This is a genomic window from Pseudomonas sp. MH9.3 (assembly GCF_034354675.1).
In the GTDB taxonomy this organism is placed as follows: domain Bacteria; phylum Pseudomonadota; class Gammaproteobacteria; order Pseudomonadales; family Pseudomonadaceae; genus Aquipseudomonas.
Map to the genome: position 1 here is coordinate 3,003,203 of NZ_CP133785.1, position 26,185 is coordinate 3,029,387.

Below are 26,185 nucleotides of genomic sequence, written 5' to 3' on the forward strand. Positions count from 1 at the left end.
GTACGATCTTTACCATTGGACGTACACCTTTTAACGTCCTTTTGGAGCTCCCATGAACAAGTCTCTGCTCGGCGCGTCGCTCTTCGCGCTGGCACTCGCCGCCCCGCTCGCCCAGGCTCACGAAGCGGGCGACATCCTGATTCGCGCCGGTGCGATCACTGTGAATCCGAAGGCCGACAGCAGCAGCGTCAAGGTCGATCAAGGCCCCTTGGCCGGTGCCAACCTGGGCGGCAAGGCGACCATGAGCAGCGATACCCAGCTGGGTCTGAACTTCGCCTACATGCTCACCGACCACGTCGGCCTCGAACTGCTCGCGGCCACGCCATTCGAGCATGACGTAAAAATCAAAAACACCGCCCTCGGTGCTGCCAACGGCAAGCTCGGCACCCTCAAGCACCTGCCGCCGACCCTGAGCGTCGTGTACTACCCGCTGGACAACAAATCAGCGTTCCAACCCTACGTCGGCGCGGGCATCAACTACACCTGGATCTACGACGAGCACGTCGGCAGCCGCGCCTCCAACGCTGGCTTCAGCAATTTCAAGGCGGAAAATTCCTGGGGCTGGTCGGCGCAGATCGGCGCCGACTACATGATCAACGACAAGTGGATGATCAACGCCCAGGCGCGCTACATCGACATCAGCACCAAGGCGACAGTGGATAACAACGCGTTGGGCCAGGGCACCCGGGCCAAGGTCAATGTGGATGTCGACCCGATGGTGTACATGGTGGGGATTGGCTACAAGTTCTAAGCAGTCGTTCACAGACAGCACAAAACCAAAGTGGGAGGGGGCTTGCCCCCTCCCACTTTTGGGTTGTGTGGTGTGTCAGGTATGCCGGTAAAACCGGTCCAGCAATGCCGGCAACCCCGCCCGCCATGCCCGGGGCTTGATGCCGAAGGTGTGGAGGATTTTCTTGCAGGCCAGCACCGCGTGCTGCGGTTCGTCCGCCGCGTCCGGCCGCGCGGCGTGGGCCTGGGCGGCGGGCGACTCGATGGCCAGCGCACGGAAGTTGCGCGCTTCGGTGAGGATCGCCTGGCCCAGCGCCAGCGGCGTGGTGGCCTCGTGGCCGGCGTAATGGTACGTGCCCCACAAAGGCGCTGCGCAATCGAGTTGCTTGAGCACCGAAATGATCACACGCGCGGCATCGTCCACCGGCGTCGGGTTGCCGCGTCGGTCATCGGCCATCGGCAACTCGCCCGGCTTTTCGGCCTGGGCCAGAAAGCGCCCGAGGGTGCCGTCGGCGCTGTCATCCAGCAGCCAGCCAAACCGCAGCAGCACATGTTGCGGACAGGTGGCGCGCACGCTTTGCTCGATGCGCCACAACGCCTGGCCGCGCAGGCCCAATGGCACTGGATCGTCTTTTTCGCTGTAAGCAGTGGCGCGCGAGCCATCGAATACGCGGTAGCTGGACGGTTGCAGCAAGGTGATGCTGTGGTGCTGGCACAATTCGGCCAGACGCTCGATGGCGTATTCCTGAGCAGCCAGACGGGTTTCGCTGACGGCCTCGGCCTGGAACCAGTCGAAATAGTAGGCGAGGTTGATCAATGCATCGGGACGGGTGTCGTCGAGCAATTGGGTGAGGCTCGCGGCATCCCAGCCGTCTTGGGGCGGTTTGGGGGCGAGGAACCCGATGTCTTCCTCTGCACCGAGGCGAATCAGCGCCTGCCCGAGGGCATTCCCGCCGCCCAGTAACATAAGGCGCATTCGCATAGATTGTGCAGGCCCAGTCTGTTTGGAACGATGGTTAGTGTCGGCAGACGTGTATGCCATACCGTGGGGTGTAGCCGGAATCGTTGCATTTTGCGGGTTTGTAGCGCAACCGTCACGGATAAAGTAAGCCTTTGCAACTTGTTGGAGCCGGTGGCATCAATCATTGCATGAACCTTCCTGAATCAACGGACAGGGCATTGGACGGTTTCCACCCCGCCGTCAGCGCCTGGTTTCGCAGCACCTTCCCCGCAGTCACCGGCGCCCAGGCCCAGGCATGGCCGCTGATCCGCCAGCGGCGCTCGACGCTGATCGCCGCGCCGACCGGCTCGGGCAAGACCCTCACGGCCTTCCTCGCGGTGCTCGACGACCTGGTCCAACAGGGCCTGGCCAACGGTGGCCACCTGCCGGACGCGACGCAGGTGGTGTACGTGTCGCCGCTCAAGGCACTGTCCAACGATATCCAGATCAACCTGCAAAACCCGCTGGCCGGGATCAGCGCGCAGTTGCAGCGCCAGGGCCTGGCGCCGCTGGAGATCCGCACCGCCGTGCGCACCGGTGACACCCCGCAAAAAGACCGCGCGTTGATGCGCAAACGCGCGCCGCACATCCTGGTGACCACCCCGGAGTCGCTGTATGTGCTGCTCGGCTCGGACTCCGGCAGGCAGATGCTCGCCAGCACGCGCACGGTCATTGTCGACGAGATCCACGCCATCGCCGCCGGCAAGCGCGGCAGCCACCTGGCGCTGAGCCTGGAGCGCCTGCAAGGCCTGTGCGCCGAGCCGCTGACGCGCATCGGTTTGTCGGCCACGCAAAAACCCATCGAGGCGGTGTCGCGGTTTCTGGTGGGCAGCGCGCGCGAGTGCGCCATTGTCGACATCGGCCATGCCCGCCCGCGCGACCTGGGCATCGAAGTGCCGCCGGTGCCGCTCTCGGCAGTCATGGCCAATGACGTCTGGGAACGAGTCTACGATCGCCTCGCGACACTGGCCCGCGAACACCGCACCACGCTGATTTTCGTCAACACCCGGCGCCTGGCCGAACGCCTGGCCCGCCACCTCAGCGAGCGCCTGGGCAAGACCGCCGTGGCCGCGCACCACGGCAGCCTCGCCAAGGAGTTGCGCCTGGACGCCGAGCAACGGCTCAAAGCCGGCGCGTTGCAAGTGCTGATCGCTACCGCGTCGCTGGAGCTGGGGATCGATATCGGCGAGGTGGACCTGGTGTGCCAGATCGGCTCGCCCGGCTCCATCAACGGTTTTTTGCAAAGAGTCGGACGCTCCGGCCATCAGGTCGGCGGCACGCCCAAGGGGCGCCTGTTCGCCACCACCCGCGACGACCTGATCGAATGCGCCGCCCTGCTCGACTGCGTGCGCCGTGGCGAACTGGACACCCTGCACATCCCGGTCGCGCCGCTGGACGTGCTGGCCCAGCAGATCATTGCCGAAGTCAGCGCCCGCGAATGGCCCGAACAAGACCTGCTGGCACTGATCCACCGCGCCGCGCCCTACGCCGCGCTGGATGAACGCCACTACCAGGCGCTGTTGCAGATGCTCGCCGAGGGCTACAACGGGCGCCAGGGCATTCGCAGCGCCTACCTGCACCGCGACGCCCTGACCCGCACCCTGCGCGGTCGCCGGGGCGCCAGGCTGACCGCCGTGACCAGCGGCGGCACCATCCCCGACAACGCCGACTACAGCGTTTTGCTCGAACCCCAGAGCCTGAACATCGGCAGCGTCAACGAAGACTTTGCGGTGGAAAGCATCGCCGGGGACATCTTCCAGCTGGGCAACACCTCCTACCGCATCCTGCGGGTCGAAGCCGGCAAGGTACGGGTCGAGGATGCCCATGGCCAGCCGCCGACCATTCCGTTCTGGCTCGGCGAAATGCCCGGGCGCAGCAATGAGCTGTCCGCCGCCGTGGCACGCTTGCAGGGCCAGTTGGACCGCCTGCTCGGCGCCAGCCCCGGCGACCTGCAACCGGCGCAGGACTGGCTCACCGACACCCTGGGCCTGAACCGCGCCAGCGCCGAGCAAATCCTCGATTACCTGGCCCGCGCGCGCCTGGCGCTGAGCGCATTACCGTCCCAGGACACGCTGATCATGGAGCGGTTTTTCGACGCGTCCGGCGGCACCCAGTTGATCATTCACACGCCGTTCGGCAGCCGTCTGAATCGCGCCTGGGGCCTGGCGCTGCGCAAGCGTTTTTGCCGCACGTTCAACTTCGAGCTGCAAGCGGCGGCCAGTGAAAACGCGATTGTGCTGTCGCTGTCCACCAGCCACAGCTTTGAGCTGAATGAGGTGTGGCGTTACCTCAACAGCCACAGCGCCGAACACATTCTGATCCAGGCGGTACTGGACGCTCCGCTGTTCGGCGTGCGCTGGCGCTGGAATGCCGGGGTGGCGCTGGCATTGCCGCGCTTTACCGGCGGGCGCAAGGTGGCGCCGCAGATCCAGCGCATGAAAAGCGAAGACCTGATCGCCAGCGTGTTTCCCGACCAGATCGCCTGCCTGGAAAACCTCGCCGGCGAACGTGAAGTGCCCGAACACCCGCTGGTGGAACAGACCCTCGACGACTGCCTGCACGAAGCCATGGACAGCGACGCCTGGCTGGACCTGCTGCGGCGCATGGAACGCGGCGAGGTGCGCCTGATCAGCCGCGACTTGCCGGCGCCCTCGCCCATGGCGGCGGAAATTCTCAGCGCGCGGCCCTACACCTTTCTCGACGATGCGCCGCTGGAAGAGCGCCGCACCCAGGCCGTGCTCAACCGGCGCTGGAGCGACCCGCAAAGCACCGACGACCTTGGCGCCCTGGATGCCGAGGCCATTGCTGGCGTGCGCGAGGAGGCCTGGCCAACGCCCCATGGCCCGGACGAAATGCATGAAGCGCTGATGAGCCTGGCGTGCATCGCCGAAAGCGAAGTCACGCCGCCATGGGCGCAGTGGCTGAACGCGCTGGCGAAGGCCGGGCGCGCCTGTCAATTGCCCAACGGGTTGTGGGTCGCCGTCGAACGCCTGAGCTGTTGGCAGGCGATTTATCCTCACGATTTGCCGTTATTGCCCGGCTTCGATGAGCCCTGGACCTTCGAGGACGCAGTGCTCGAAGTGCTGCGTGCGCGCCTCGGTGGTTTTGGTCCGTTGAGTGTGATCGAGATCGCCGCGCCCATCGGGTTGCCGGTGGCCGCCGTGACCCAGGCGTTGGCCCGGCTGGAGCAGGAAGGCTATGTGTTGCGCGGGCATTTCAGCCCCGGCGCCAGCGCAGAGCAATGGTGCGAACGGCACCTGCTGGCGCGTATTCACCGCTACACGGTCAAGCGCCTGCGCCGCGAAATCGAACCGGTGGCGCTGCAGGATTTCATGCGCTTTCTGTTCGACTGGCAGCACGTGTCCGAGGCCACCCGTGGCCAGGGCAGCGCGGTGTTGCCGCAGATCGTCGGCCAGTTCGAAGGCTTTGCGGCCGCCACCTCGGCCTGGGACAGTGACCTGCTCAGTGCGCGCATCAAGGACTACTCCTCCACCTGGCTCGATGAGTTGTGCCGCAGCGGCAAGCTGGTGTGGATGCGCTTGAGCGACAAGGCCGGCGCCATGGCCCTGCGCAGCACGCCGGTGGTGCTGTTGCCGCGCAGCCAGGTGGGATTGTGGAGCGGCCTGACCGACCCCGTCGACAGCACCGCGCTGTCGCCCAAGGCACAAAAGGTCCACCTGGCCCTGCGCGAGCACGGCGCGCTGTTTTTTGATGAACTGGTGCACGAAGCCCGTCTGCTGCGCAGCGAGCTGGAAACAGTGCTGCAGGAACTGGTGGGCGCGGGCCTGGTGAATGCCGACAGCTTTGCCGGGCTGCGCGCCCTGACCACGCCCGCCAGCAAGCGCCAGGCGCGCAGCAGCCGGCGCGGGCGCGGTGCGTTTATCGGCGGCATGGACGATGCCGGGCGCTGGGCCTTGATCCGCCGCCCGCCCGGCGCTGCCGGCCCGCATTCGGCAGAGACGCTTGAGCATGTGGCGATGACCCTGCTGCGCCGCTACGGCGTGGTGTTCTGGCGCCTGCTTGAACGCGAGGCGGACTGGTTGCCGAGCTGGCGCGAATTGCTGCGCACCTTCCACCGCCTGGAAGCGCGCGGGGAGATCCGCGGCGGGCGATTTGTGAGCGGCTTGGCGGGTGAGCAGTTTGCGTTGCCCGAGGCGATTCCTCTGCTGCGCGAGGTACGGCGGCGCGCGCACGACGGGAGCCTGGTGGCGGTGTGTGGGGCGGACCCGCTGAACCTGGTGGGCACGCTGTTACCGGGCAGCAAGGTGCCGGCGGTGAGTGGCAATCGGATTGTGTACCGCGACGGGTTGCCGGCGGCGGTTATGGTTGGCGGCAAGCAGCAGGTGCTGGTTGAGGTGGATCAGCAGGCGGTGCAGGAGAAGTTGCTTGGGCGGTCTTGAGGGCCTCATCGGGAGCAGGCCCCCTCCCACACTGGATTGGGTTCACATAGTTCGATGTGTGAACCCAATCCAGTGTGGGAGGGCGCTTGCTCCCGATAGCATCCTTACTGGCTACGCGGCGGCTCGGTAATTTCCACCACCTCTTCAGCCTGCCCCACCCGCTTGGGCAACAGCACCTGCTGTGGATAAGTCTGCGCGAAATGCACCTCGTCACAGTTATCCACAAGCTTCTTCAACCGCTGGTTAAACGCGCGGCTGACTGCATATTGCCCGCCCGACACGGTGCGGAACTGCGCGGTGAGCACCACGCCGTTGAGGTCCATTTTGTCGACGCCGAACACTTCCAGCGGCCCTTGCAGGTTGTACTTGAGGAACGCGTCGTCGCGGATTGACTGCCCCGCTTCCTGGATCAGTTCCACGGCCTTGTCCACATCGGTGTCGTAGGTGAACTGCACCGAGAAGAACGCGTAGGCAAACTGTCGCGACTGGTTGGTGACCGCCTTGATCTGCCCGAACGGCACCGAATGCACAAAGCCCTTGCCGTCGCGCAGGCGCAGGGTGCGGATGGTCAGGCCTTCGACGGTGCCGGCGTGGCCGGAGTCGAGTACCACCCAGTCGCCGATCGACAAGGTGTCTTCGATGATGATGAACAGGCCCGTGATCACGTCCTGCACCAGTTGCTGGGAACCGAAACCGATGGCCAGGCCGACCACCCCGGCACCGGCCAACAGCGGCGCGACGTTGATGCCCAGGTTGGCCATGGTGGTGATCGCGCAGATCACCACGAGGATGATTTTCACCGCATTGCGCAGCAGCGGCAGGATAGTCTTGACCCGCGTGCTGGGCTGGCGACTGGAGCGTTTGTTGACCGGCGGTTTGAGCGCTTCCTGAATCGCCGTGTCGAGCACCACCCAGAACAGCCAGGTCATCAGCAGGATCAGGCCGATGCTGCTCAGCGAGTCGCTGATGGCGCGCCCGATCGAGTTGCGCTCGGCGAACTCGAACAGCGACACGCCCCAGATACGCCCAAGCACTTCGATAAACGCCACGGCCATCGCGATGCGCAGGATCGCGTGCAGCAAACTGAGGAAGCGCTCCTTGTAGGCGCTGCTGCGCTGGATCGCCACCTGGCTGCGCGACTTGAACAAGTGTTGCAGCACCGTGCTGAGAAACACCGTGCCGATCAGCAGGATCGTGGTGAACAGCGCACAACGCAGCGCCTTCTGATTATCGTCGCCGGCACCGATCAGGTTGATCGCCGAGACCAGCACCATCAGCAGGATCGGCCAGTACCACAGCCCCGAGAAGATACGCAGCGATTGCTGCAACGCCGGGTGCTTGATGCGTTGGGCCAACGACCGATTGCGGATCAAGTGGGCGACCGGACGGCGCAGGCGCACCACCAGCACGCCGAAGATCACCGTGGCGAACAGCCCGGTGAACACCGCGATGCTGCTGGTGATATTGCCGCCCAACTGGCGGGCGATCTGCGGGCTGGTCAAGGCATCGCTGAGGGCGGCGAGGAAGCCGATCAGGAACAGCGGCTTGGGGCAGTAGTCGCAAATGATCTGCACCGCCGGACGCTTGTGGCCCACGTTGAACATGACGATGACGCACAACAGCATCGAGGTGGAAAAGATGCCGCTGCTGGTGGCGTAGGCAAGGCACAGCGCCAGCGCGCGCCCCACGGAGGTGGCGAGAAAATGACTGACGTACAGGGTAAGCGGCAGGCAGATCAGCGCCGGGAGCGTATAGGGCACGACGTAGCCCAGCACATCCAGCAACCGCCCGCGCCGTTCAAAAAACGCGCGCTGGCCCAGGCGTCGCACCATCATCCGGCCCAGCAAGGTCAACAGGGTAAAGGCGCCGACCCAGACGCCGGACAACAACAGGAAATCCCCAGCCACGCTCCACGGTGAGCGGGCTGACGTCTGATTGACCAGGCGCCCGACTTCGTTGGCGGCGCGGTCGGCGCGCAGACGCCACTCGTCAATGAAGTTCTGATTGAGGTCGAGCTTCTGCTGCACGTCGTCAATGCTGGAACTGATCGCGCCGAGCAGTCCGCCTTCCACCAGCAACTCCGGCTTGGCCGGGGCCTCGGCTTCGGGGGCGGTGGCGGGTGCGGTCGCCGCCGCCTGAAGTGCGCCGCTGCCGCAAAACAGCAGCGCGCCGAGTAGCCATGCAGTCTTTAGATTCAGCAAAACACCGGGCTCCTGGGAAAGGGTCTGTAAGGAACTGACGGGTTTGAGCCCTGATCGTTCCCTGTGGGAGGAGGCTCGCTCGCTCCCACACTGGATCTACTGCATTGGAAGCATGCCGTTTGTAGGAATCGGGAAACTTTCCGACAAAAATCACAGTCATCCAACCACGCACTCTTTCCCACGGACCCAACCATGGCGGCGATTCATATCGGCATATCCGGCTGGCGCTATACGCCCTGGCGCGGGGACTTCTATCCCGAGGGGCTGACCCAGAAACGCGAGTTGCAGTTTGCGTCACGTGCCGTCAACAGCATCGAAATCAACGGCTCGTTCTACGCACTGCAAACGCCCAAGCGTTACGCCGAGTGGTACGCCGATACACCCGAGGGTTTCATGTTCAGCGTCAAGGCGCCGCGTTATATCACGCACATCCTGCGGCTCAAGGATGTGCATGCGCCGCTGGCGAATTTCTTTGCATCCGGCGTGCTGGAATTGAAGGAGAAACTGGGGCCGATCCTGTGGCAATTCCCGCCCAGCTTTAAATTCGATGCGCCGCTGTTCGAAGCCTTTTTGCAGCAACTGCCCGGCGACACGCAACAGGCCGCCGCCCTCGCCCGCCAGCATGAGCCCCGCCTGAACGGCAAGGCGAGCATGCAGGCCCATGGCAAGAGAGCCCTGCGTCACGCCGTGGAAATTCGCCATAAAAGCTTCGCCGTGCCGGCGTTCGTAAAGATGCTCGAAAAATATGGCGTCGCGCTGGTGGTGGCCGATACCGCCGGCAAGTGGCCGTCTATCGAAGACGTCACCGCCACCTTCATGTACCTGCGTCTGCACGGCGACAAGCAGCTGTACGCCAGCGGCTACACCCCTGAAGCCCTCGAACGCTGGGGCGACCGCATTGAGCGGTGGGCCCATGGCAAACAACCGGAGGATGCACACTTGGTCGACCCGCAGCATAAACCCCGCACCCGCAAGCAACGCGATGTGTTCTGTTTCTTCGACAATGACCTCAAGGTGCGCGCGCCTTTCGACGCGCGCCAGTTGCTGCAGCGTTTCGGCCTGGACCAGCACCTGGCCACAGTGCCCGGACAGCTGCCTGAACCCGGGGTGCTGGCATGACCCATCCAGAACCGCTCCCGGTGGTGGCGCCGGACGTTGCCGTCGCCCGTCTTACGGTGCTCACGGTCAATATCCACAAGGGTTTCACCGCACTGAACCGGCGTTTCATCCTGCCCGAGCTGCGCGAAGCAGTGCGCAGTGTCGGCGCCGACATGGTGTTCCTGCAGGAAATCCACGGCACCCATGAGCAGCATCCCCAGCGCTACAGCGATTGGCCGAACATGCCGCAGTACGAATTTCTCGCCGACAGTATCTGGCCGCAATTCGCCTATGGCCGCAATGCGGTCTACCCCCATGGCGACCATGGCAATGCGCTGCTGTCGAAATTCCAGATCGTGCGCTACGAGAACCTCGACATTTCCCAGAGCGGCCACGAAAACCGTGGCCTGCTGCATTGCGTGTTGCGCCTGCCCGGCAGCGGCCAGGAGGTGCATGCGATCTGCATGCACCTGGGCCTGCGCGAAGTGCATCGCCAGCAGCAACTGCGCCTGCTCGAGCAGCGCATTGGCGAAATACCCGCCGACGCGCCGCTGGTGGTCGCCGGCGACTTCAACGATTGGCGCCAGCGTGCCGACCTCAGCCAGAGCGGCTTGCAGGAAGTATTCATGCAGTCTTCGGGCAAACACGCGCGCACCTTCCCCGCGCGCTTGCCGCTGCTGGCGCTGGACCGCATCTACGTGCGCAACGTGACGGTGCATAACCCCCGCGTGCTGAATACCCGGCCCTGGTCCCACCTCTCAGACCATGTGCCGCTGTCGGTGGAGATTGAGCTATGAATATTGCGGTCGAGCATATCGCGACCGATCAGCCGCCGGATGAGGCCAAGGCCCGCGACCTGGATTACGGCTGGCAGAGTGGCAACCAGGTGGAGTTGCTGGAGAACGGCGAGGCATACTTCCCCAGGGTCTTCGATGCCATGCGCACGGCGCAGCGGGAGATCCTGCTGGAGACGTTTATCCTGTTCGAGGACAAGGTCGGCCATGAGCTGCAAGGCATTCTGATCGAGGCAGCCCAACGTGGCGTGAAGGTGGTGGTCAGCCTGGATGGCTTCGGCTGTGGCGAGCTGAGCGCGGTGTTTCTTGCAGCGCTGGCAGATGCCGGGGTGATGGTGCAGATGTTCGACCCGGCGTCCAAGACCCTGGGCATTCGCACCAACTGGTTTCGCCGCCTGCACCGCAAGATCGTGGTGGTGGATGCCGAGGTCGCGTTTATTGGCGGGATCAACTTTTCGGCCGACCATCTGGGCGATTTCGGCCCCGAGGCCAAGCAGGATTATTCGGTGCAGGTGACAGGCCCGGCGGTGGCCGACCTGCATCACTTTGCCCTGGCGCAAAGCGGTCGTCAGGTGCGCACGCGGCGTGGCTGGCGTCGTCGCCAGCAGCGGCCTTCGCCGTGGGCCACCGACAGCGGTGAGGGCTTGGTTCGCCTGATCTATCGCGACAACCTGCAGCATCGCGACGACATCGAAGAAGCGTATATCTACGCCCTGAGCCAGGCGAAAAAACGCGCGGTGATCGCCAATGCGTATTTCTTCCCCGGTTACCGTTTGCTGCGCGAAATTCGCAATGCGGCACGGCGCGGCGTGCAGGTGCAGTTGATCATGCAGGGCCAGCCCGATGTACTGCTGGCCAAACTGGCGGCGCGCATGCTCTACGACTATCTGCTCAAGGACGGCGTGGTGATCCACGAATACTGCCAGCGCCCGCTGCACGGCAAGGTGGCGCTGGTGGACGACGACTGGAGCACGGTGGGTTCGAGCAACCTCGACCCGTTAAGCCTGGCGCTGAACCTGGAAGCCAACGTGCTGATTCGCGACCGCGCATTCAATCAGCAGCTGTACGACAGCCTGGAAACCCTCAGCAAAAACCACTGCCAGGTCATCCCGGCAAAGCACAAGCCGCGCCTGTGGCTGTGGCGCCTGACCGTCGGCTTCCTGGTGTTCCATGTGATGCGCCACTTCCCGGCGCTGACCGGCTGGCTGCCAGCGCACAAACCCCGCTTGAAACCTTTCGAGAGCCAGGCCCATGACTGACCACACAGGCTCACGCTTCAAGCGCTGGAAGAAGCCACTGACCATCGCCTTCTTCCTGCTGTTGATTGTGCTGTTCACCCTGCTTGCGCGGCGGATCGACTGGAGCGAAGTGATCCAGACCCTGGGCGATTTCAAATGGCGCACCTTGCTGATCGCCGCCGGGCTGACCTTGTGCAGTTTTCTGGTGTACGCGTGCTTCGACCTGATCGGCCGCACCTACATCGGCCAGCCATTGCGCTGGAAGCAGATTTTGCCGGTGGGCTTTATCAGCTATGCGTTCAACCTGAACCTGAGTGCCTGGGTCGGCGGGATCGCCATGCGTTATCGGTTGTATTCGCGGCTGGGGGTGAGCACCGGCAATATCGCCAAGATCCTCGGCCTGAGCCTGGCGACCAACTGGTTCGGCTACATGGCCCTGGCCGGGGTGGTGTTCAGCAGCGGGCTGGTGACCATGCCACCGGGATGGAAGGTCAGCACGACGGCCTTGCAGGGGATTGGCGCGCTGCTGGTGCTGGTCAGCCTGGGCTACCTGGCGGCCTGTCAGTTCTCGAAGAAGCGCGCGTGGTCGATTCGCGGCATCGAGATCAACCTGCCATCGCTGCGCATGGCGTGCCTGCAATTGGCGCTGGGCGCATTGAACTGGTCGCTGATGGCGGCGGTGATTTTCACCCTGCTGCCTGCCAAGCTGGATTACCCGCTGGTGTTGGGGGTGTTGCTGATCAGTGCGATTGCCGGGGTGGTGACGCATATCCCGGCCGGGCTTGGGGTGCTCGAGGCGGTGTTTATCGGGCTGTTGCAACATGAGGCGTCGCGGGGCAGTTTGTTGGCGGGGTTGATTGCGTATCGGGCGATTTATTTTATTTGCCCGTTGCTGATTGCGTTGGTGATGTACCTGGGCGTGGAGGCGAAGGCCAAGGCGCTGCGGGTGAAGAAGACGCCAGCTTGATTGTGGGTGATTGACATACCGCCATCGGGAGCAAGCCCCCTCCCACACGTTGAATGCAGTTCAAATGTGGAAGGGGCTTGCTCCCGATGGCGGTTATCGAGCCTGGATAATGCTCAACCGTTCACCCACCACCATCTCGGTAATCCAGTCCACCAGGATCGAGGTATAGGCCTGCTGCGACACCGGATCGCTCAACGAATGGTCGGCGCCATCGATGATGCGGTGCGTCAGGGAATGGGTCTGCTGGCACGCCGCGCGGTAACTCATGATGGTGGCGTGGGGCACGTGGTCGTCGGTTTCCGACTCGACGATCAACACATCACCGGTAAACGCCGAACAGGCGTGCAAGGCGCGATTGGTGTCTGCACGCACCAGGGTGCTGCGGTAATCCATCAGGTCCATCTTGTTCAGGTCACGCTTGGGCTTGAGCCATTCTTCGTCGCGGTACAGCGCCGGCACGCGCAGCGCCAGCCAGCGTACCGGGCGCAATGAGGTGAGAATCGCCGCGAGGTAGCCGCCATAGCTGGTGCCCACCACCGCCACGGCCGAGGTGTCGATGGCCGGGTGGGCGAGCAGACGGTCGTAGGCCGCCAGCAGGTCGCGCAGGTTGTCTTCGCGGGTCACGCGGGCCAGCGGAATGCCAGCGCCGGCATGGCCGCGCAGGTCGAAGGTCAGGCACACGCAGCCCAGACCTGCGATGCCTTTGGCGCGTTCCAGGTCGCGTTCCTGGCTGCCGCCCCAGCCGTGCACGAACAACACGCCGGGGACTTTGGATTTGGGACTGAGGAATGTCCCGCTCATGTGTTCGTCGTCTATCTCGATTGCAATGCTTTCGCTTCTAGCCGTCATAAGATTTAACCGTTACGTACTTGAGAAGAAAGTCGCTGTTTTCGGCCGGGCCGCGATACACCTCGATGGCTTGCGCCGGAAGCGGCTGGTCCTCGTAGGTTTCCACCGATGACACATGAATGGCTTTGAGGCCCGGGTGGTTGATGAAACTTTGCAGCGCCGCGACTTCCGCGCTGCTGGCCCCGCCCATGCGCCAGGATTGTTCGAGCACGCCGCTACGGCGCTGGCCGTCGCTGTCCAGGCCCTGGGCGATGTCGTAATTGCGCCGCGAGGCATAGAACCCAGGGTAGGCCTCATCGGCGGCGCTGTCGAAAACCTGGGCCTGTTCGATGGCTTCACGCACGTCGACGGGCAGGCCGAGGGCGAGCAGGTCGTCGTAGTCGCCGGGCACCACGATCAGGTCGGAGCCGCCGTACACCTCATCACCGTTTGCGTCATGCGTGAGGTATTGCTCGCCGCAGTAGCTGAACACATGGTCGCCGATATAGCTCTGGCCCACGCTGTGGGTGATCACCTCGTGCAAGTCCTGCTCAAGCACTGCGCCATCGCTGAACAATTGCTCGGCGCCGTCCCGTTTGAGCAGCGCATCGAACTCATCAAGGCTGCGAATGACTACCTGGCCGCGCCCGGCGCAGGCATGCACCGGTTTCAGGCGAATCGGCCCGCTGTAGAGCAGGCGCTCAGCGGCGGCACGGGCGTCCTGCAAGGCAAATACGCTGAGGCCGTCGAGCACGACGGGCCTGACAAGTTCGCAGAACAACGGCGACCAGCCCTCCGGCGCCGTTGCATCGGGCCCGAGCAGGCCATGGCTGATGGCTTTGGTGCAGATGAAGTCGTGATCGACATAACCGCCCCACAGGTCTTCGGGGCCCTGGATGTTGAGCGCGCGGGCCTGGGCCGGACCCACCAGCGTCTGCGTGGGCAGTATGTAAAGGTCGCGGCCGGCATGGACCTTGGGATCGAAGCTGCCGGCGAACTCCAGCCCCAGTATCTGCGCCAGCCAACGGGCCAGTGCACGGTTGGTTTCCACTTCATGCTGCGGCGCGCCCTCTCTTGTGGAGTGAGCGACCACCAGTTTCCTGCGTTGAGTCGCGTTCATGCGGCCCCCTTGCTTCCTGCCAGGTATGTAAATGAGAGGTTGCAGGGATCAGGCCAAGGCGCGGTTGAGGCGCAGGGTTTTAAAATCAATCAGTTGCCGAATGGGCGATAGCAGTTGGCCTGTTTTATTTTGCACGACGCCACGTGCAGGGCGTGGCGTTCTGCACGATTCACCGCCACAAGGAGCGCGCCAATCCAGTGGGCGAAAGGCCAGGGCGCCAGCTAAGATAGCGGTCTGCTCAACTCATCACGAGGCAAAACCCATGGCCAAGCAGGCGCTCATTCTGATCGATATCCAGAACGACTACTTCCCCCAGGGCAAGTGGCCGCTCGTCGACGTGGACGCGGCGGCGGACAAGGCGGCGCAGGTGCTGCAGGCGTTTCGTCAGGCGGGCGATGCCGTGATTCACGTGCGCCATGAATTCACCGCCGAGGATGCGCCCTTCTTCACTCCAGGCTCGGAAGGCGCGCAGTTGCACCCCAAGGCACTCAACGAAGGCAGCGAGCCGGTGGTGCTTAAACATTTCGTGAATGCGTTTCGCGAAGCCGATCTGCGCGCTCTGCTGGAACGACGCAGCATCACCGACGTGGTGGTGGTCGGCAGCATGAGCCATATGTGCATCGATGCGGGGGTGCGCGCAGCGGCGGACCTGGGCTACAAGGTCACGGTGATCCACGATGCCTGCGCCACGCGGGATCTTGAATTCAATGGCAAGGTCATCCCGGCGACGCAGGTGCATGATGCATACATGGCGGCGCTGGCGTTCGGTTATGCGAGCGTGGTGTCGGCGGATGAGTACCTGAAGGCGCAGACGGCGGCCGTGTGACCGCCCTGTGAAGCGTCAGCGAGTGGCGATGATGAACAGGCGCGGAAATGGCAACAGCACGCTGCCGTCGCTCAGGGCTGGGTAGGCTTTGGTAATCCTCGTCTGGTATTCGCGTAGGAACGCGGCCTTTTCGTCATCGCTCAAAGGCGCGAGAAACGGCCGCAACCCCGAGCCCTTGAACCATTCCACTACCGCCGCGTGGTCGGCCAGCGGGTGCTGGTAGGTGGTGCGCCAAACATCCACGGTGCTGCAATGCTGGCTCAGCAACTCGTAGTAGTAGCTCGCGGGGTGACGCGGATTGTGCTTGAACGCTCCGATCTTCGCCGACCAGGGCCCCTGTGCCGCCACGTCGCGGGCCAGTTGGTGGGCAGGCTCGTCGAGGTTATCCGGCGTTTGCACCGCCAGCGTGCCGCCCGGCGTCAGATGACTGACCAGGTGCGGGTAGAGCGTGGCGTGGTCGGGCAGCCATTGCAGAGAGGCGTTGGCGAGAATCACATCGAATTGCCGCGCAGGGTTCCAGGCGCCGATATCCGCCAGCTCGAAATCAAGGTTGGGCAGGCGCTGACGGGCGTCGAGCAACATGTCATCGGAACTGTCCATGCCGGTGACCTGCGCCTGCGGATAGCGCTCGGCCAACACCTGCGTTGAGTTACCGGGGCCGCAGCCCAGGTCGACGGCGCTGTGCACGTCGACATTCGGGATGGCCGCGACCAGATCGCGGACGGGACGGGTACGTTGTTGCTCGAACAAGGTGTATTGCTTGGCAGACCAGGTCATCGCGGTTTTCCTTCTGCGTGGTGTAAAAACTGCACCAGTCTGCCAGAACTCATTCACACGACGGCTGCCAATAAATGCGTCCTTTTGTTTCCCTACAGTTTGAACCGCGAGACCACCGTACGCAGCTCCCCCGCCAGCAACGACAGCTCCTGCGCCGTCGCAGCGTTGTCTTCGATGCCCTCCATCAACGTGATACTGCCGTTGCGAATTTCGGTCACGTTGCGGTTGATGTCTTCGGACACGGCGTGTTGCTGCACCGCTGCGCTGGCGATCTGCGTGTTCATGCCGACGATCTGATCAACGCCATCATTGATTGCATCCAGGCTGGTCGAGGCTTGTTGAGCAGACTCGAGACAGGCCTGCGCGCGCAACTTGCCCGACTTCATCTGCTCCACGGCCGCGGACGTCGCCAGTTGCAGCTCCTGGATAATGGTGCGGATTTCTTCGGTTGAGTTCTGCGTGCGCGAGGCCAGGGTTCGGACCTCGTCCGCCACCACCGCAAAGCCGCGGCCCTGCTCACCGGCACGGGCCGCCTCGATGGCGGCATTCAACGCCAGCAGGTTGGTTTGATCGGCGATGTTACGGATCACTTCAATAACCCCGCCGATCTGCTGGCTGTGCTGGGCCAGCGCGGAGACTTTCTGCGCGCTGCGCTCCACTTCTTCGGCCAGGGCTTCGATGGTGACGCGGGTTTCCTGCATCTTCGCAAGGCCTGCGATCGAAGACTGACTGGCATGCCCGGCGGCATGGGCGGCGCCCTCGGTGTTCTGCGCCACATCGGCAACGCTGGCAGTCATCTCGTTGATGGCCGTGGCGACTTGCTCGGTTTCACTTTGCTGCACATTCATCGAGCGTTTGGCCACGTCGATGGACACCCCCATGCGCGCGGCCGCCTCGGACACCGATTGCGAACTGCGCTCAACCTGCGACAGCGACGCACTGAAGGCCTGCACCATCGCGTTGAGAGCGTTGCCCACGTCGGCCATTTCATCGTTGCCGCGCACCGGAATGCGCGTGCTCAGGTCGCCCTGGGCAATCAGCTGCGTGGCACTCAACACATCGTTGAGGGTGCGCCGCATGGCGCTGTAGATGCCGCTGAAGGCGTACACCAGCAACAGGCCAAGCCCGGCCAGCATGCCGAGGATGAGCAGGCGCTCTGCGCTTTTTTCCTGGACACGGCGTTCCAGTCTCTTCAACAGCGCGTCTTGCAGGGTGTCCTGCGCCTTGTACAACTCGGCGACTACCGCGTTGCCCTTGGCCGGCAGGTTCTGCACGCCACTGATGGTGTCGGTGGTGGAGCCAATCATCAGATCAAGATCGGCGCGAAAACCCTCCAGGCTCGCAAAGGCACTGGTAATCGGTGCCTGAATGCGATCGGCCAGGGCCGGCTCGCGACGACGCAAAAGGTCCAGGCTCTGCTGGAGCTCCTTGTGGATCATCACCTCGTTCTTGAGCATCGCCCTGATCACGCCACGCGTGCCCGGGCTCAATACCTGCCCCTCATGCAGCCCACTGACCAGACCGCGCAATTGGCCGACGATATTGATCTGGCGCGGCAACCGCAAGGTGCTCTGGTCGATCATGAACAGCGAGGCAAAGTCTTCATCGAGCACCATGCCCGAGGTGGCCGATACGTAATAAACGAAGTTCAGGGTTTCGGTGAGTTGATCGTTCCACTCGTCGAAGGTAGTGCTCGGGTTGGCGTCGCCCTTGGCCAGCTCAATCAGGCGCTGCGCCCCGGCACGCAGGCGCTGCACGCGGTCACCGGTTTCGAGCTGGGCGTTGAACTGGCGGTCGGTGGTGGCCAGTTTAGAAAATGCGTCTTCCAGCTTTGCCTGGTTGGCGGAAAGATCGGGCTGCGCGCTCTTGTCACCGCTGAGCAGGCGGTTGGTGAGTGCGCGTTGCAACATCGACAAGCGCAGCACAGGGGTCACGTCCAACAGATAGCGTTGGCCCGATTGTTCGGAGCGGATGACTTCTAGACTCTCGTTGATCTGGTGGACGATACGGGAGCCAAGCAGCACCAGAGGGATCAGGACGATGATTGCCAGCACGCCGAATTTGGTGGGGAAACGTAAACGGCTGGCCAGGTGTACGGCAGGAGCAAGGATATTCATACAGTTCTCACAGCCCGCAATGGGACAGTTTGTGGAAGGTTTATAGGTGAGAACTGTCCGTTTTCTCTCAAATGCCTGGCTCTGTCTGGCACATTTGGCTAATCACGCTGTGCATGTAACTAATCGTTTCATGCTCGGTGTCGGCATTGAGATTGAGAACTTTAAGAAAAGTTGTACATTTTTTTATATTTGTACAACTCTGGAACGCTTGAAGAAAAGTGATGTCGCGTTGATATCAACGCTGTGTGATGATTGTGTGCAGGAGAATGGCGGCGAGCGTTGCGACTATTTGAGCGCATACGAAAACGCCCCTGGGATTTTGCAATCCGCAGGGGCGTTGGGATCAGCTGAGCGCTGGGTGCCAGCGCGGGCGTCGATCAGAACGGAATATCGTCATCAAAGCTGTCGAAATCCGGAGCCGGCTGTGGCGCGGCCTGTTGTGGCGCTGGACGCGACTCACGCTGTGGCTGCTGGCTTGGCTGTGGACGCGACTGCTGTGGACGCGGTGCCGAGTTGGACATGCCGCCCTGGCCCTGTTGGTCGCCCTGTGGACGGCCGCCCAGCAGTTGCATGGTGCCTTGCATGTCGACCACGATTTCAGTGGTGTAACGCTTGATACCGTCCTTTTCCCACTCGCGGGTCTGCAGTTTGCCTTCGATGTAGACCTGCGAACCTTTGCGCAGGTATTCACCGGCGATTTCGGCAACCTTGCCGAACATCGACACACGGTGCCATTCGGTTTTCTCGACCTTCTGGCCGGTCTGCTTGTCGGTCCACTGTTCGCTGGTCGCCAGACTCAGGTTGGTCACGGCGTTACCGTTAGGCAGGTAGCGAACTTCGGGATCCTGGCCGCATGTACCGACCAATATGACTTTGTTAACCCCACGGGCCATAACGTTCTCCTAGGCTGGGCGCGCTGTCGGCACTGGGTTGACCAGTTGCTCGAGCGTCGCGCGATCCAATAATTCGGTGTCCAATTTAATGTAAATGGCCGCCTCTTCAGCGACCACTACTGCATCCGTTACTCCAACGACGGCCTTCAGGCGCTCTGCCAGACCGGCTTCGCGCATCGCCTCGGGCGACAGCGGTAAACGCAGACTGGTGACGTAGGGAGGTTCGCGCATGGTAACAGCAAAGGCCAGCCAAAGTGCAGCCAGCCCGGCGCATCCGAGGAACACAACCGACAGACCGCCATGCTGGAACATCCAGCCGCCCATGATGCCGCCCAACGCGGAACCGAGGAACTGGCTGGTGGAATACACCCCCATCGCCGTGCCCTTGCCTCCGGCCGGTGAAACCTTACTGATCAGCGAAGGCAATGACGCCTCCAGCAGGTTGAACGCGGTGAAGAACACCACCGTGCCGCTCACCAGCGCCCGCAGGCTGTCGCCGAACTGCCAGAAGAATAGTTCAGTGAGCATCAATGTCGCGACGGCGCCGAGCAGAACTCGTTTCATTTTGCGTTTCTTCTCGCCATAGATGATGAACGGGATCATGGCGAAGAACGAAATCAACAACGCAGTGAGATAGACCCACCAGTGCTGCTCCTTGGGCAGACCGGCTTTTTCCACCAGCGCCAGGGGCAAGGCGACGAAGCTGCACATCAGCATGGCGTGCAACACGAAGATACCTAAATCCAGGCGCAGCAGGTCCGGATGCTTGAGCGTCGGCAGCAGCGCCTTGCGCGCCACACCGGACTCACGGTGCTGCAAGGTGCCGGTAGAGCGCGGCACCATGAACGCGACGATGACAATGCCGATCAGCGCCATGCCGCCGGTGGCCAGGAACAGCCCATGCAGGCCGAACGCACTGGTCAGCAGCGGGCCGACCACCATGGCCACGGCGAACGACAGCCCGATAGTCATCCCGATCATTGCCATGGCCTTGGTGCGATGTTGTTCGCGGGTCAGGTCCGAGAGCAGCGCCATGACCGCCGCGGAAATCGCGCCAGCGCCCTGCAGGATGCGTCCGGCGATCACGCCCCAGATCGAATCGGCCTGGGCCGCGAGCACGCTGCCGAGCGCGAAGACGATCAGGCCGAGGTAAATCACGGGGCGGCGGCCGATGCGGTCGGAAATGATCCCGAACGGAATCTGAAAAATGGCCTGGGTCAGACCGTAGGCGCCAATCGCCAGGCCGATGAGTGCGGGGGTCGCTCCTGCGAGATCCATTCCATAGGTCGCCAGCACCGGCAACACCATAAACATGCCAAGCATACGGAAGGCGAACACCAGGGCCAGACCGCTTGCCGCTCGGGTCTCGCCGCTACTCATGCGTTCGCTGTGGGGATCGTGCATGGAAAAACCTCGTGTGAACCGGCGGCGATTCTACCAGTCCCATCGATTGAGAGGGTATATGCGGCGCTTTGCCGCGCAGCTTTCATGCAAGGCTGCAAGCGGCCTTTTGACAGTGTATATTCATCCAGTCTTTAGCCGTATACTCCGGCATTATTTACGCCCGCCGTGCGAGGCCATCTTGGACAAGATCCTGATTCGTGGGGCTAGAACCCACAACCTGAAGAACATTGACCTGACCCTGCCCCGGGACAAACTGATCGTCATCACCGGCCTGTCCGGCTCGGGCAAATCGTCCCTGGCGTTCGACACGCTGTATGCCGAAGGCCAGCGTCGCTACGTGGAATCGCTGTCGGCCTATGCCCGCCAGTTCCTGTCGATGATGGAAAAACCCGACGTCGACACCATTGAAGGCTTGTCGCCGGCCATTTCCATCGAACAGAAATCGACCTCCCACAACCCGCGCTCCACCGTGGGCACCATCACCGAAATCTACGACTACCTGCGTCTGCTGTACGCGCGCGTGGGTATTCCCCGCTGCCCGGATCACGACATTCCGCTGGAGGCCCAGACCGTCAGCCAGATGGTCGACCTGGTGCTGGCCCTGCCGGAAGGCGCCAAGCTGATGCTGCTGGCGCCGGTGATTCGCGAGCGCAAGGGTGAACACCTTTCTGTTTTCGAAGAGCTGCGTGCCCAGGGTTTCGTGCGCGCGCGGATCAACGGCAAGCTCTATGAGCTGGACGAAGCGCCGAAGCTCGACAAGCAGAAGAAGCACTCCATCGATGTGGTGGTCGACCGCTTCAAGGTGCGCGCTGACCTGCAGCAGCGCCTGGCAGAGTCTTTTGAGACCGCGCTGAAGCTGGCGGACGGTATCGCCCTGGTGGCGCCGATGGACGACGAGCCGGGCGAAGAGATCATCTTCTCCGCACGCTTCGCCTGCCCGGTCTGCGGGCATGCCATCAGCGAGCTGGAACCCAAGTTGTTTTCCTTCAACAACCCGGCCGGCGCCTGCCCGACCTGTGACGGCCTGGGGGTGAAGCAGTTCTTCGACATCAAGCGCCTGGTCAATGGGGAACTGACACTGGCCGAGGGGGCGATACGCGGCTGGGACCGGCGCAACGTCTATTACTTCCAGATGCTTGGCTCGTTGGCGTCTCACTACAAGTTCAGCCTTGAAGTGCCCTTCAACCAACTGCCGGCAGAGCAGCAGAAGGTCATCCTCACCGGCAGCGGCTCGCAGAACGTCGATTTCAAATACCTCAACGACCGAGGCGATATCGTCAAGCGCTCACACCCGTTCGAGGGCATCGTACCGAACCTGGAACGTCGCTACCGTGAGACTGAATCGGCGAGCGTGCGTGAAGAGCTGGCGAAGTTCCTCAGCACCCAGCCGTGCCCGGACTGCCGTGGCACTCGCCTGCGCCGCGAAGCGCGGCACGTGTGGGTGGGAGAAAAGACCTTGCCAGCGGTGACCGGCCTGCCGATCGGTGATGCCTGTGAATACTTTGGCGGACTCAAACTGACCGGCCGCCGTGGGGAAATTGCCGACAAGATCCTCAAGGAAATCCGCGAGCGCCTGCAGTTTCTGGTCAACGTTGGGCTCGATTACCTGTCGCTGGATCGCAGCGCCGACACGCTGTCGGGCGGTGAGGCACAGCGGATCCGCCTGGCCAGTCAGATTGGCGCGGGTCTGGTCGGCGTGTTGTACATTCTTGATGAGCCATCCATTGGCTTGCACCAGCGCGACAACGACCGTCTGCTGGGAACGTTGAAACACCTGCGCGATATCGGCAATACCGTGATCGTGGTAGAGCACGATGAAGACGCGATTCGTCTGGCGGACTATGTGGTCGATATCGGCCCGGGGGCCGGCGTGCATGGCGGGCACATTGTCGCCGAAGGCACACCTGCCGAAGTCATGGCTCACCCGGACTCGCTGACCGGCAAGTACCTGTCTGGCCGCGTGAAGATCCAGGTACCGGCCAAGCGTACGCCGCGTAACAAGAAGATGGCGCTGCACCTCAATGGCGCGCGTGGCAACAACTTGCGCAATGTCGACCTGGAAATCCCGCTGGGCCTGCTGACCTGCGTTACCGGCGTGTCCGGCTCGGGCAAGTCCACGCTGATCAACAACACGCTGTTTCCGTTAAGCGCGACGGCCCTCAATGGCGCGACCACGCTGGAAGCCGCAGCGCATGACAGCATCAAGGGCCTGGAGCATCTGGACAAGGTAGTCGATATCGACCAAAGCCCGATTGGCCGTACGCCGCGCTCCAATCCAGCCACCTATACCGGGTTGTTCACGCCGATTCGCGAATTGTTCGCCGGCGTGCCGGAATCCCGTTCGCGGGGCTATGGGCCTGGGCGTTTCTCGTTCAACGTCAAGGGCGGTCGCTGCGAGGCTTGCCAGGGCGATGGTCTGATCAAGGTGGAGATGCACTTCCTGCCGGACATCTACGTGCCGTGCGATGTGTGCAAGAGCAAGCGCTATAACCGTGAAACCCTTGAGGTGAAGTACAAGGGCAAGAACATCCACGAAACCCTGGAAATGACGATCGAGGAAGCGCGGGAGTTCTTCGACGCGGTTCCGGCGCTGGCGCGCAAGCTGCAGACGCTGATGGATGTGGGTTTGTCGTACATCAAGCTGGGCCAGTCGGCGACCACGCTGTCTGGTGGCGAGGCGCAGCGGGTGAAGCTGTCTCGCGAGCTGTCCAAGCGCGACACGGGTAAAACCTTGTATATCCTCGATGAGCCCACCACAGGCCTGCACTTTGCGGATATCCAGCAGTTGCTGGATGTGTTGCACCGCTTGCGCGATCACGGCAACACGGTGGTGGTGATTGAGCACAACCTCGATGTGATCAAGACCGCAGACTGGCTGGTGGACCTAGGGCCGGAAGGCGGCTCCAAGGGGGGTCAGATTATTGCGGTGGGTACGCCGGAGCAAGTCTCCGAGATGTCGCAATCACACACCGGTTACTACTTGAAACCGTTGTTGGCGCGCGACAGGGCCTGATGGATCGGCCAATAAAAAGCCCCTGTCACCTCATCGGTGTCAGGGGCTTTTTACCGTCTGAAGTCAGAACTGCGATTGCAGGTAATTTTCCAGACCAATCAGCTTGATCAGGCCCAGCTGCTTTTCGAGCCAGTAAGTGTGATCTTCTTCGGTGTCATTCAACTGCACCCGCAGGATTTCCCGGGTGACATAGTCGTTGTGCTGCTCGCACAGTTCGATGCCTTTGCAGAGCGCGGCACGCACCTTGTACTCAAGGCGCAAATCGGCGGCGAGCATGTCAGGCACCGTGGTACCCACGTCCAGGTCGTCAGGACGCATGCGTGGCGTGCCTTCGAGCATCAGAATGCGACGCATCAAAGCGTCGGCGTGCTGTGCCTCTTCTTCCATTTCGTGATTGATACGCTCGTAGAGCTCGGTAAAGCCCCAGTCTTCGTACATGCGCGAGTGGATGAAGTATTGGTCACGAGCTGCCAGTTCGCCCGTCAGCAACGTGTTGAGGTAATCGATTACGTCGGGGTGACCTTGCATCGCCCTACATCTCCCTGCTTGAAAGTCTGTAGTTTGAACCATGCTGACGTTTTGGTCACGGGACCAACGGCAGAAAAGTGAAGATTTCCTGAGAAAAGTGGCTGAAATAACGCAAAAACCGCCCAAATGAGGGCGGTTCTGCTTATCGTTTAGAGTTAGTTAAGCGATACACCCAGTGCGGTTGCGATTGCTTCTCCATAAGCAGGATCTGCCTTGTAGAAGTGCTGCAACTGACGCTGAACCACATCACTGGATACACCCGCCATTGCACCGGCGATGTTGCTGGTAAGCAGCGCTCTCTGATCGTCGGTCATCAGGCGGAACAATGCACCGGCGTGGCTGTAGTAATCGGTGTCTTCGCGGTGATCGTGGCGATCAGCCGTACCGTTCAGTGCCAGAGCAGGCTCAGCGTACTGCGGCGCTTGTTTGGGAGCATCGGCGTAGCTGTTGGGCTCGTAGTTGGGTGCCGAGCCACCGTTGCTGCCAAACGCCATTGAGCCGTCGCGCTGATAGCTGTTCACCTGATTGCGTGGAGCATTCACCGGCAACTGCTGGTGATTGGTGCCGACACGGTAGCGATGAGCATCGGCATAAGCGAAGACGCGACCTTGCAGCATGCGGTCTGGGGACAACCCCACACCTGGCACCATGTTGCTTGGGCCGAAGGCGGCCTGCTCTACCTCAGCGAAGTAGTTCTGCGGGTTGCGGTTGAGTTCCAGCTCGCCGACTTCGATCAGCGGGAATTCCTTTTGCGACCAAGTCTTGGTCACGTCGAAAGGGTTCTCGTAGTGAGCATTGGCCTGTGCCTCAGTCATGATCTGAATGCAGACGCGCCATTTCGGGAAATCACCGCGTTCGATTGCGCCAAACAGGTCGCGCTGGGCGTAATCAGGGTCGGTGCCCGCCAGGCGAGCAGCTTCAGCCGGCGCCAGGTTTTTGATGCCCTGTTGGGTTTTGTAATGCCACTTGACCCAGTGACGCTCGCCCCGGGCGTTGATCAGGCTGTAAGTATGGCTGCCGAAGCCGTGCATGTGACGGTAGCCGTCCGGGATGCCACGGTCGGAAAACAGGATGGTGACTTGGTGCAGCGCCTCAGGGGAGTGCGACCAGAAGTCCCACATCATCTGGGCGCTTTTCAAGTTGCTCTGCGGCAGACGTTTTTGAGTGTGGATAAAATCCGGGAATTTCAGCGGGTCACGGATGAAGAACACGGGCGTGTTATTGCCCACAATGTCCCAGTTACCTTCTTCGGTGTAGAACTTCAAGGCAAAACCGCGCGGATCACGCTCGGTATCCGCAGAACCACGTTCACCACCCACAGTAGAGAATCGCAGGAACGTAGGCGTTTGCTTGCCGACCGATTCGAACAGCTTGGCGCTGGTGTATTGAGTGATGTCCTGGGTAACGGTGAACGTGCCGTACGCGCCCGACCCCTTGGCGTGGACGCGACGTTCAGGGATGTTCTCGCGATTGAAGTGAGCGAGTTTTTCGATCAGGTGAAAATCGTCGAGCAGCAACGGACCACGTGGCCCCGCCGAGCGGGAATTCTGGTTATCCGCGACGGGCGCGCCGCTGGCGGTGGTAAGGATTTTGTTCTGGCTCATGCTCAATCTTCCTCAGGTCAGTCATGGAACTGCCGGCTAATCGGCTTGGAAGGAGTATCGACCATCAAGATGACACCATCAAATTCATTAAATCATGGTCTTTGATAGAAAATAACTAACGCGTCACAGCACAAATAGATATCGGCTTGTAAACGCGGCAGTCTGATGAGGATAGTGGGTTTATTTACGCCCACAAAAAACCGGGCACTAGGCCCGGTTCTTCGATACAGCTTGTCGTCTTACTCGGCGCTTACAGCTTCGCCGGCAGTAGCACGATCAACCAACTCGACATACGCCATAGGCGCGTTGTCGCCAGCGCGGAAACCGCACTTGAGGATGCGCAGGTAGCCACCCTCACGGGTAGCATAACGCTTGCCCAGGTCGTTGAAGAGCTTACCAACGATAGCTTTCGAGCGAGTACGGTCGAAAGCCAGACGGCGGTTAGCCAGGCTGTCTGTCTTGGCCAAAGTGATCAGCGGCTCAGCAACGCGACGCAGTTCTTTAGCTTTCGGCAGTGTAGTTTTGATCAGCTCGTGCTCGAACAGCGACACCGCCATGTTTTGAAACATGGCCTTGCGGTGCGAGCTGGTACGGCTCAGGTGACGACCACTTTTACGATGACGCATGGTTCATTCCTTACCAAACTCA

Annotated in this window: 19 protein-coding genes; 8 read left to right on the forward strand and 11 right to left on the reverse strand. The window is 62.0% G+C overall.

What is annotated here, in order from left to right; all coding sequences use genetic code 11:
* Positions 1–52 precede the first annotated feature (52 nt).
* A complete protein-coding gene (locus RHM60_RS13170; RefSeq protein ID WP_209985360.1) occupies positions 53–751 on the forward strand; it encodes an OmpW/AlkL family protein in 699 nt (232 codons plus the stop codon).
* A gap of 75 nt (positions 752–826) precedes the next feature.
* Here RHM60_RS13170 and RHM60_RS13175 read toward each other — a convergent pair whose 3' ends face one another.
* The gene (locus RHM60_RS13175) at positions 827–1,711 is read right to left on the reverse strand and encodes a sugar nucleotide-binding protein (RefSeq protein ID WP_231423542.1); all 885 of its coding nucleotides are present in this window, start codon (positions 1,709–1,711) and stop codon (positions 827–829) included.
* 167 nt (positions 1,712–1,878) lie between these two features.
* On the opposite strand from RHM60_RS13175, the gene RHM60_RS13180 reads away from it, so the two are divergent.
* On the forward strand, positions 1,879–6,129 hold the full coding sequence (locus tag RHM60_RS13180) for a DEAD/DEAH box helicase (RefSeq protein ID WP_322212035.1): 4,251 nt from the start codon (positions 1,879–1,881) through the stop codon (positions 6,127–6,129).
* Between the two features lie 104 nt (positions 6,130–6,233).
* Here the strand turns inward: RHM60_RS13180 and RHM60_RS13185 are convergent, their stop codons facing one another.
* Positions 6,234–8,330, reverse strand: coding sequence for a mechanosensitive ion channel family protein (locus RHM60_RS13185; protein WP_209985369.1), 2,097 nt, complete (start codon positions 8,328–8,330; stop codon positions 6,234–6,236).
* Positions 8,331–8,522: 192 nt separating this feature from the next.
* Between RHM60_RS13185 and RHM60_RS13190 the strand changes: the two genes are divergently transcribed.
* From RHM60_RS13190 to RHM60_RS13205, 4 genes are read left to right on the forward strand one after another with little or no spacing between them, the layout of a single operon-like run.
* Positions 8,523–9,449 (forward strand): DUF72 domain-containing protein, encoded by a 927-nt coding sequence (locus RHM60_RS13190; RefSeq protein WP_322212036.1) that lies wholly within the window; start codon positions 8,523–8,525, stop codon positions 9,447–9,449.
* The gene (locus RHM60_RS13195; protein WP_209985374.1) at positions 9,446–10,225 is read left to right on the forward strand and encodes an endonuclease/exonuclease/phosphatase family protein; all 780 of its coding nucleotides are present in this window, start codon (positions 9,446–9,448) and stop codon (positions 10,223–10,225) included. The genes RHM60_RS13190 and RHM60_RS13195 overlap by 4 nt, the downstream gene beginning before the upstream one ends.
* A complete protein-coding gene (gene clsB, locus RHM60_RS13200) occupies positions 10,222–11,481 on the forward strand; it encodes a cardiolipin synthase ClsB (RefSeq protein WP_322212037.1) in 1,260 nt (419 codons plus the stop codon). The genes RHM60_RS13195 and clsB overlap by 4 nt, the downstream gene beginning before the upstream one ends.
* Positions 11,474–12,427, forward strand: coding sequence for a lysylphosphatidylglycerol synthase domain-containing protein (locus RHM60_RS13205; protein WP_231423547.1), 954 nt, complete (start codon positions 11,474–11,476; stop codon positions 12,425–12,427). The genes clsB and RHM60_RS13205 overlap by 8 nt, the downstream gene beginning before the upstream one ends.
* 93 nt (positions 12,428–12,520) lie before the next feature.
* On the opposite strand, the gene RHM60_RS13210 is transcribed toward RHM60_RS13205, so the two are convergent.
* Both RHM60_RS13210 and RHM60_RS13215 read right to left on the reverse strand, forming a co-directional pair.
* Positions 12,521–13,276 carry an alpha/beta hydrolase family protein gene (locus RHM60_RS13210; RefSeq protein WP_231423548.1) on the reverse strand — a complete coding sequence of 252 codons (756 nt, stop codon included), beginning with the start codon at positions 13,274–13,276 and terminating at the stop codon, positions 12,521–12,523.
* Positions 13,266–14,375, reverse strand: coding sequence for a DUF3182 family protein (locus RHM60_RS13215; protein WP_209985385.1), 1,110 nt, complete (start codon positions 14,373–14,375; stop codon positions 13,266–13,268). Before RHM60_RS13215 ends, RHM60_RS13210 begins: the two co-directional genes overlap by 11 nt.
* Before the next feature lie 262 nt (positions 14,376–14,637).
* On the opposite strand from RHM60_RS13215, the gene RHM60_RS13220 reads away from it, so the two are divergent.
* Positions 14,638–15,201 (forward strand): cysteine hydrolase family protein, encoded by a 564-nt coding sequence (locus RHM60_RS13220; RefSeq protein ID WP_231423550.1) that lies wholly within the window; start codon positions 14,638–14,640, stop codon positions 15,199–15,201.
* Between the two features lie 15 nt (positions 15,202–15,216).
* Here the strand turns inward: RHM60_RS13220 and tam are convergent, their stop codons facing one another.
* The 4 genes from tam to RHM60_RS13240 all read right to left on the reverse strand — a co-directional run bounded on the left by tam (position 15,217) and on the right by RHM60_RS13240 (position 20,392).
* Positions 15,217–15,978, reverse strand: coding sequence for a trans-aconitate 2-methyltransferase (tam, locus tag RHM60_RS13225; protein WP_209985391.1), 762 nt, complete (start codon positions 15,976–15,978; stop codon positions 15,217–15,219).
* A gap of 92 nt (positions 15,979–16,070) precedes the next feature.
* Positions 16,071–18,095 carry a methyl-accepting chemotaxis protein gene (locus tag RHM60_RS13230; protein ID WP_322212038.1) on the reverse strand — a complete coding sequence of 675 codons (2,025 nt, stop codon included), beginning with the start codon at positions 18,093–18,095 and terminating at the stop codon, positions 16,071–16,073.
* Positions 18,096–18,472: 377 nt separating this feature from the next.
* A complete protein-coding gene (locus RHM60_RS13235; protein WP_003232445.1) occupies positions 18,473–18,988 on the reverse strand; it encodes a single-stranded DNA-binding protein in 516 nt (171 codons plus the stop codon).
* A gap of 9 nt (positions 18,989–18,997) precedes the next feature.
* Positions 18,998–20,392, reverse strand: a complete 1,395-nt coding sequence (locus RHM60_RS13240) for an MFS transporter (protein ID WP_209985398.1) — start codon at positions 20,390–20,392, stop codon at positions 18,998–19,000.
* Between the two features lie 178 nt (positions 20,393–20,570).
* Here RHM60_RS13240 and uvrA point away from each other — a divergent pair, with 178 nt between their 5' ends.
* Entirely contained in the window at positions 20,571–23,405 is a 2,835-nt protein-coding gene (gene uvrA, locus RHM60_RS13245; protein ID WP_322212039.1) for an excinuclease ABC subunit UvrA, read from the forward strand.
* 63 nt (positions 23,406–23,468) lie between these two features.
* Here the strand turns inward: uvrA and bfr are convergent, their stop codons facing one another.
* The 3 genes from bfr to rplQ form a co-directional block, all read right to left on the reverse strand.
* A complete protein-coding gene (gene bfr / locus RHM60_RS13250; protein ID WP_003176400.1) occupies positions 23,469–23,933 on the reverse strand; it encodes a bacterioferritin in 465 nt (154 codons plus the stop codon).
* A gap of 155 nt (positions 23,934–24,088) precedes the next feature.
* On the reverse strand, positions 24,089–25,537 hold the full coding sequence (locus tag RHM60_RS13255) for a catalase (protein WP_322212040.1): 1,449 nt from the start codon (positions 25,535–25,537) through the stop codon (positions 24,089–24,091).
* A 239-nt stretch (positions 25,538–25,776) separates the two neighbouring features.
* Positions 25,777–26,163 carry a 50S ribosomal protein L17 gene (gene rplQ / locus RHM60_RS13260; RefSeq protein WP_003176402.1) on the reverse strand — a complete coding sequence of 129 codons (387 nt, stop codon included), beginning with the start codon at positions 26,161–26,163 and terminating at the stop codon, positions 25,777–25,779.
* Between the last annotated feature and the right edge of the window lie 22 nt (positions 26,164–26,185).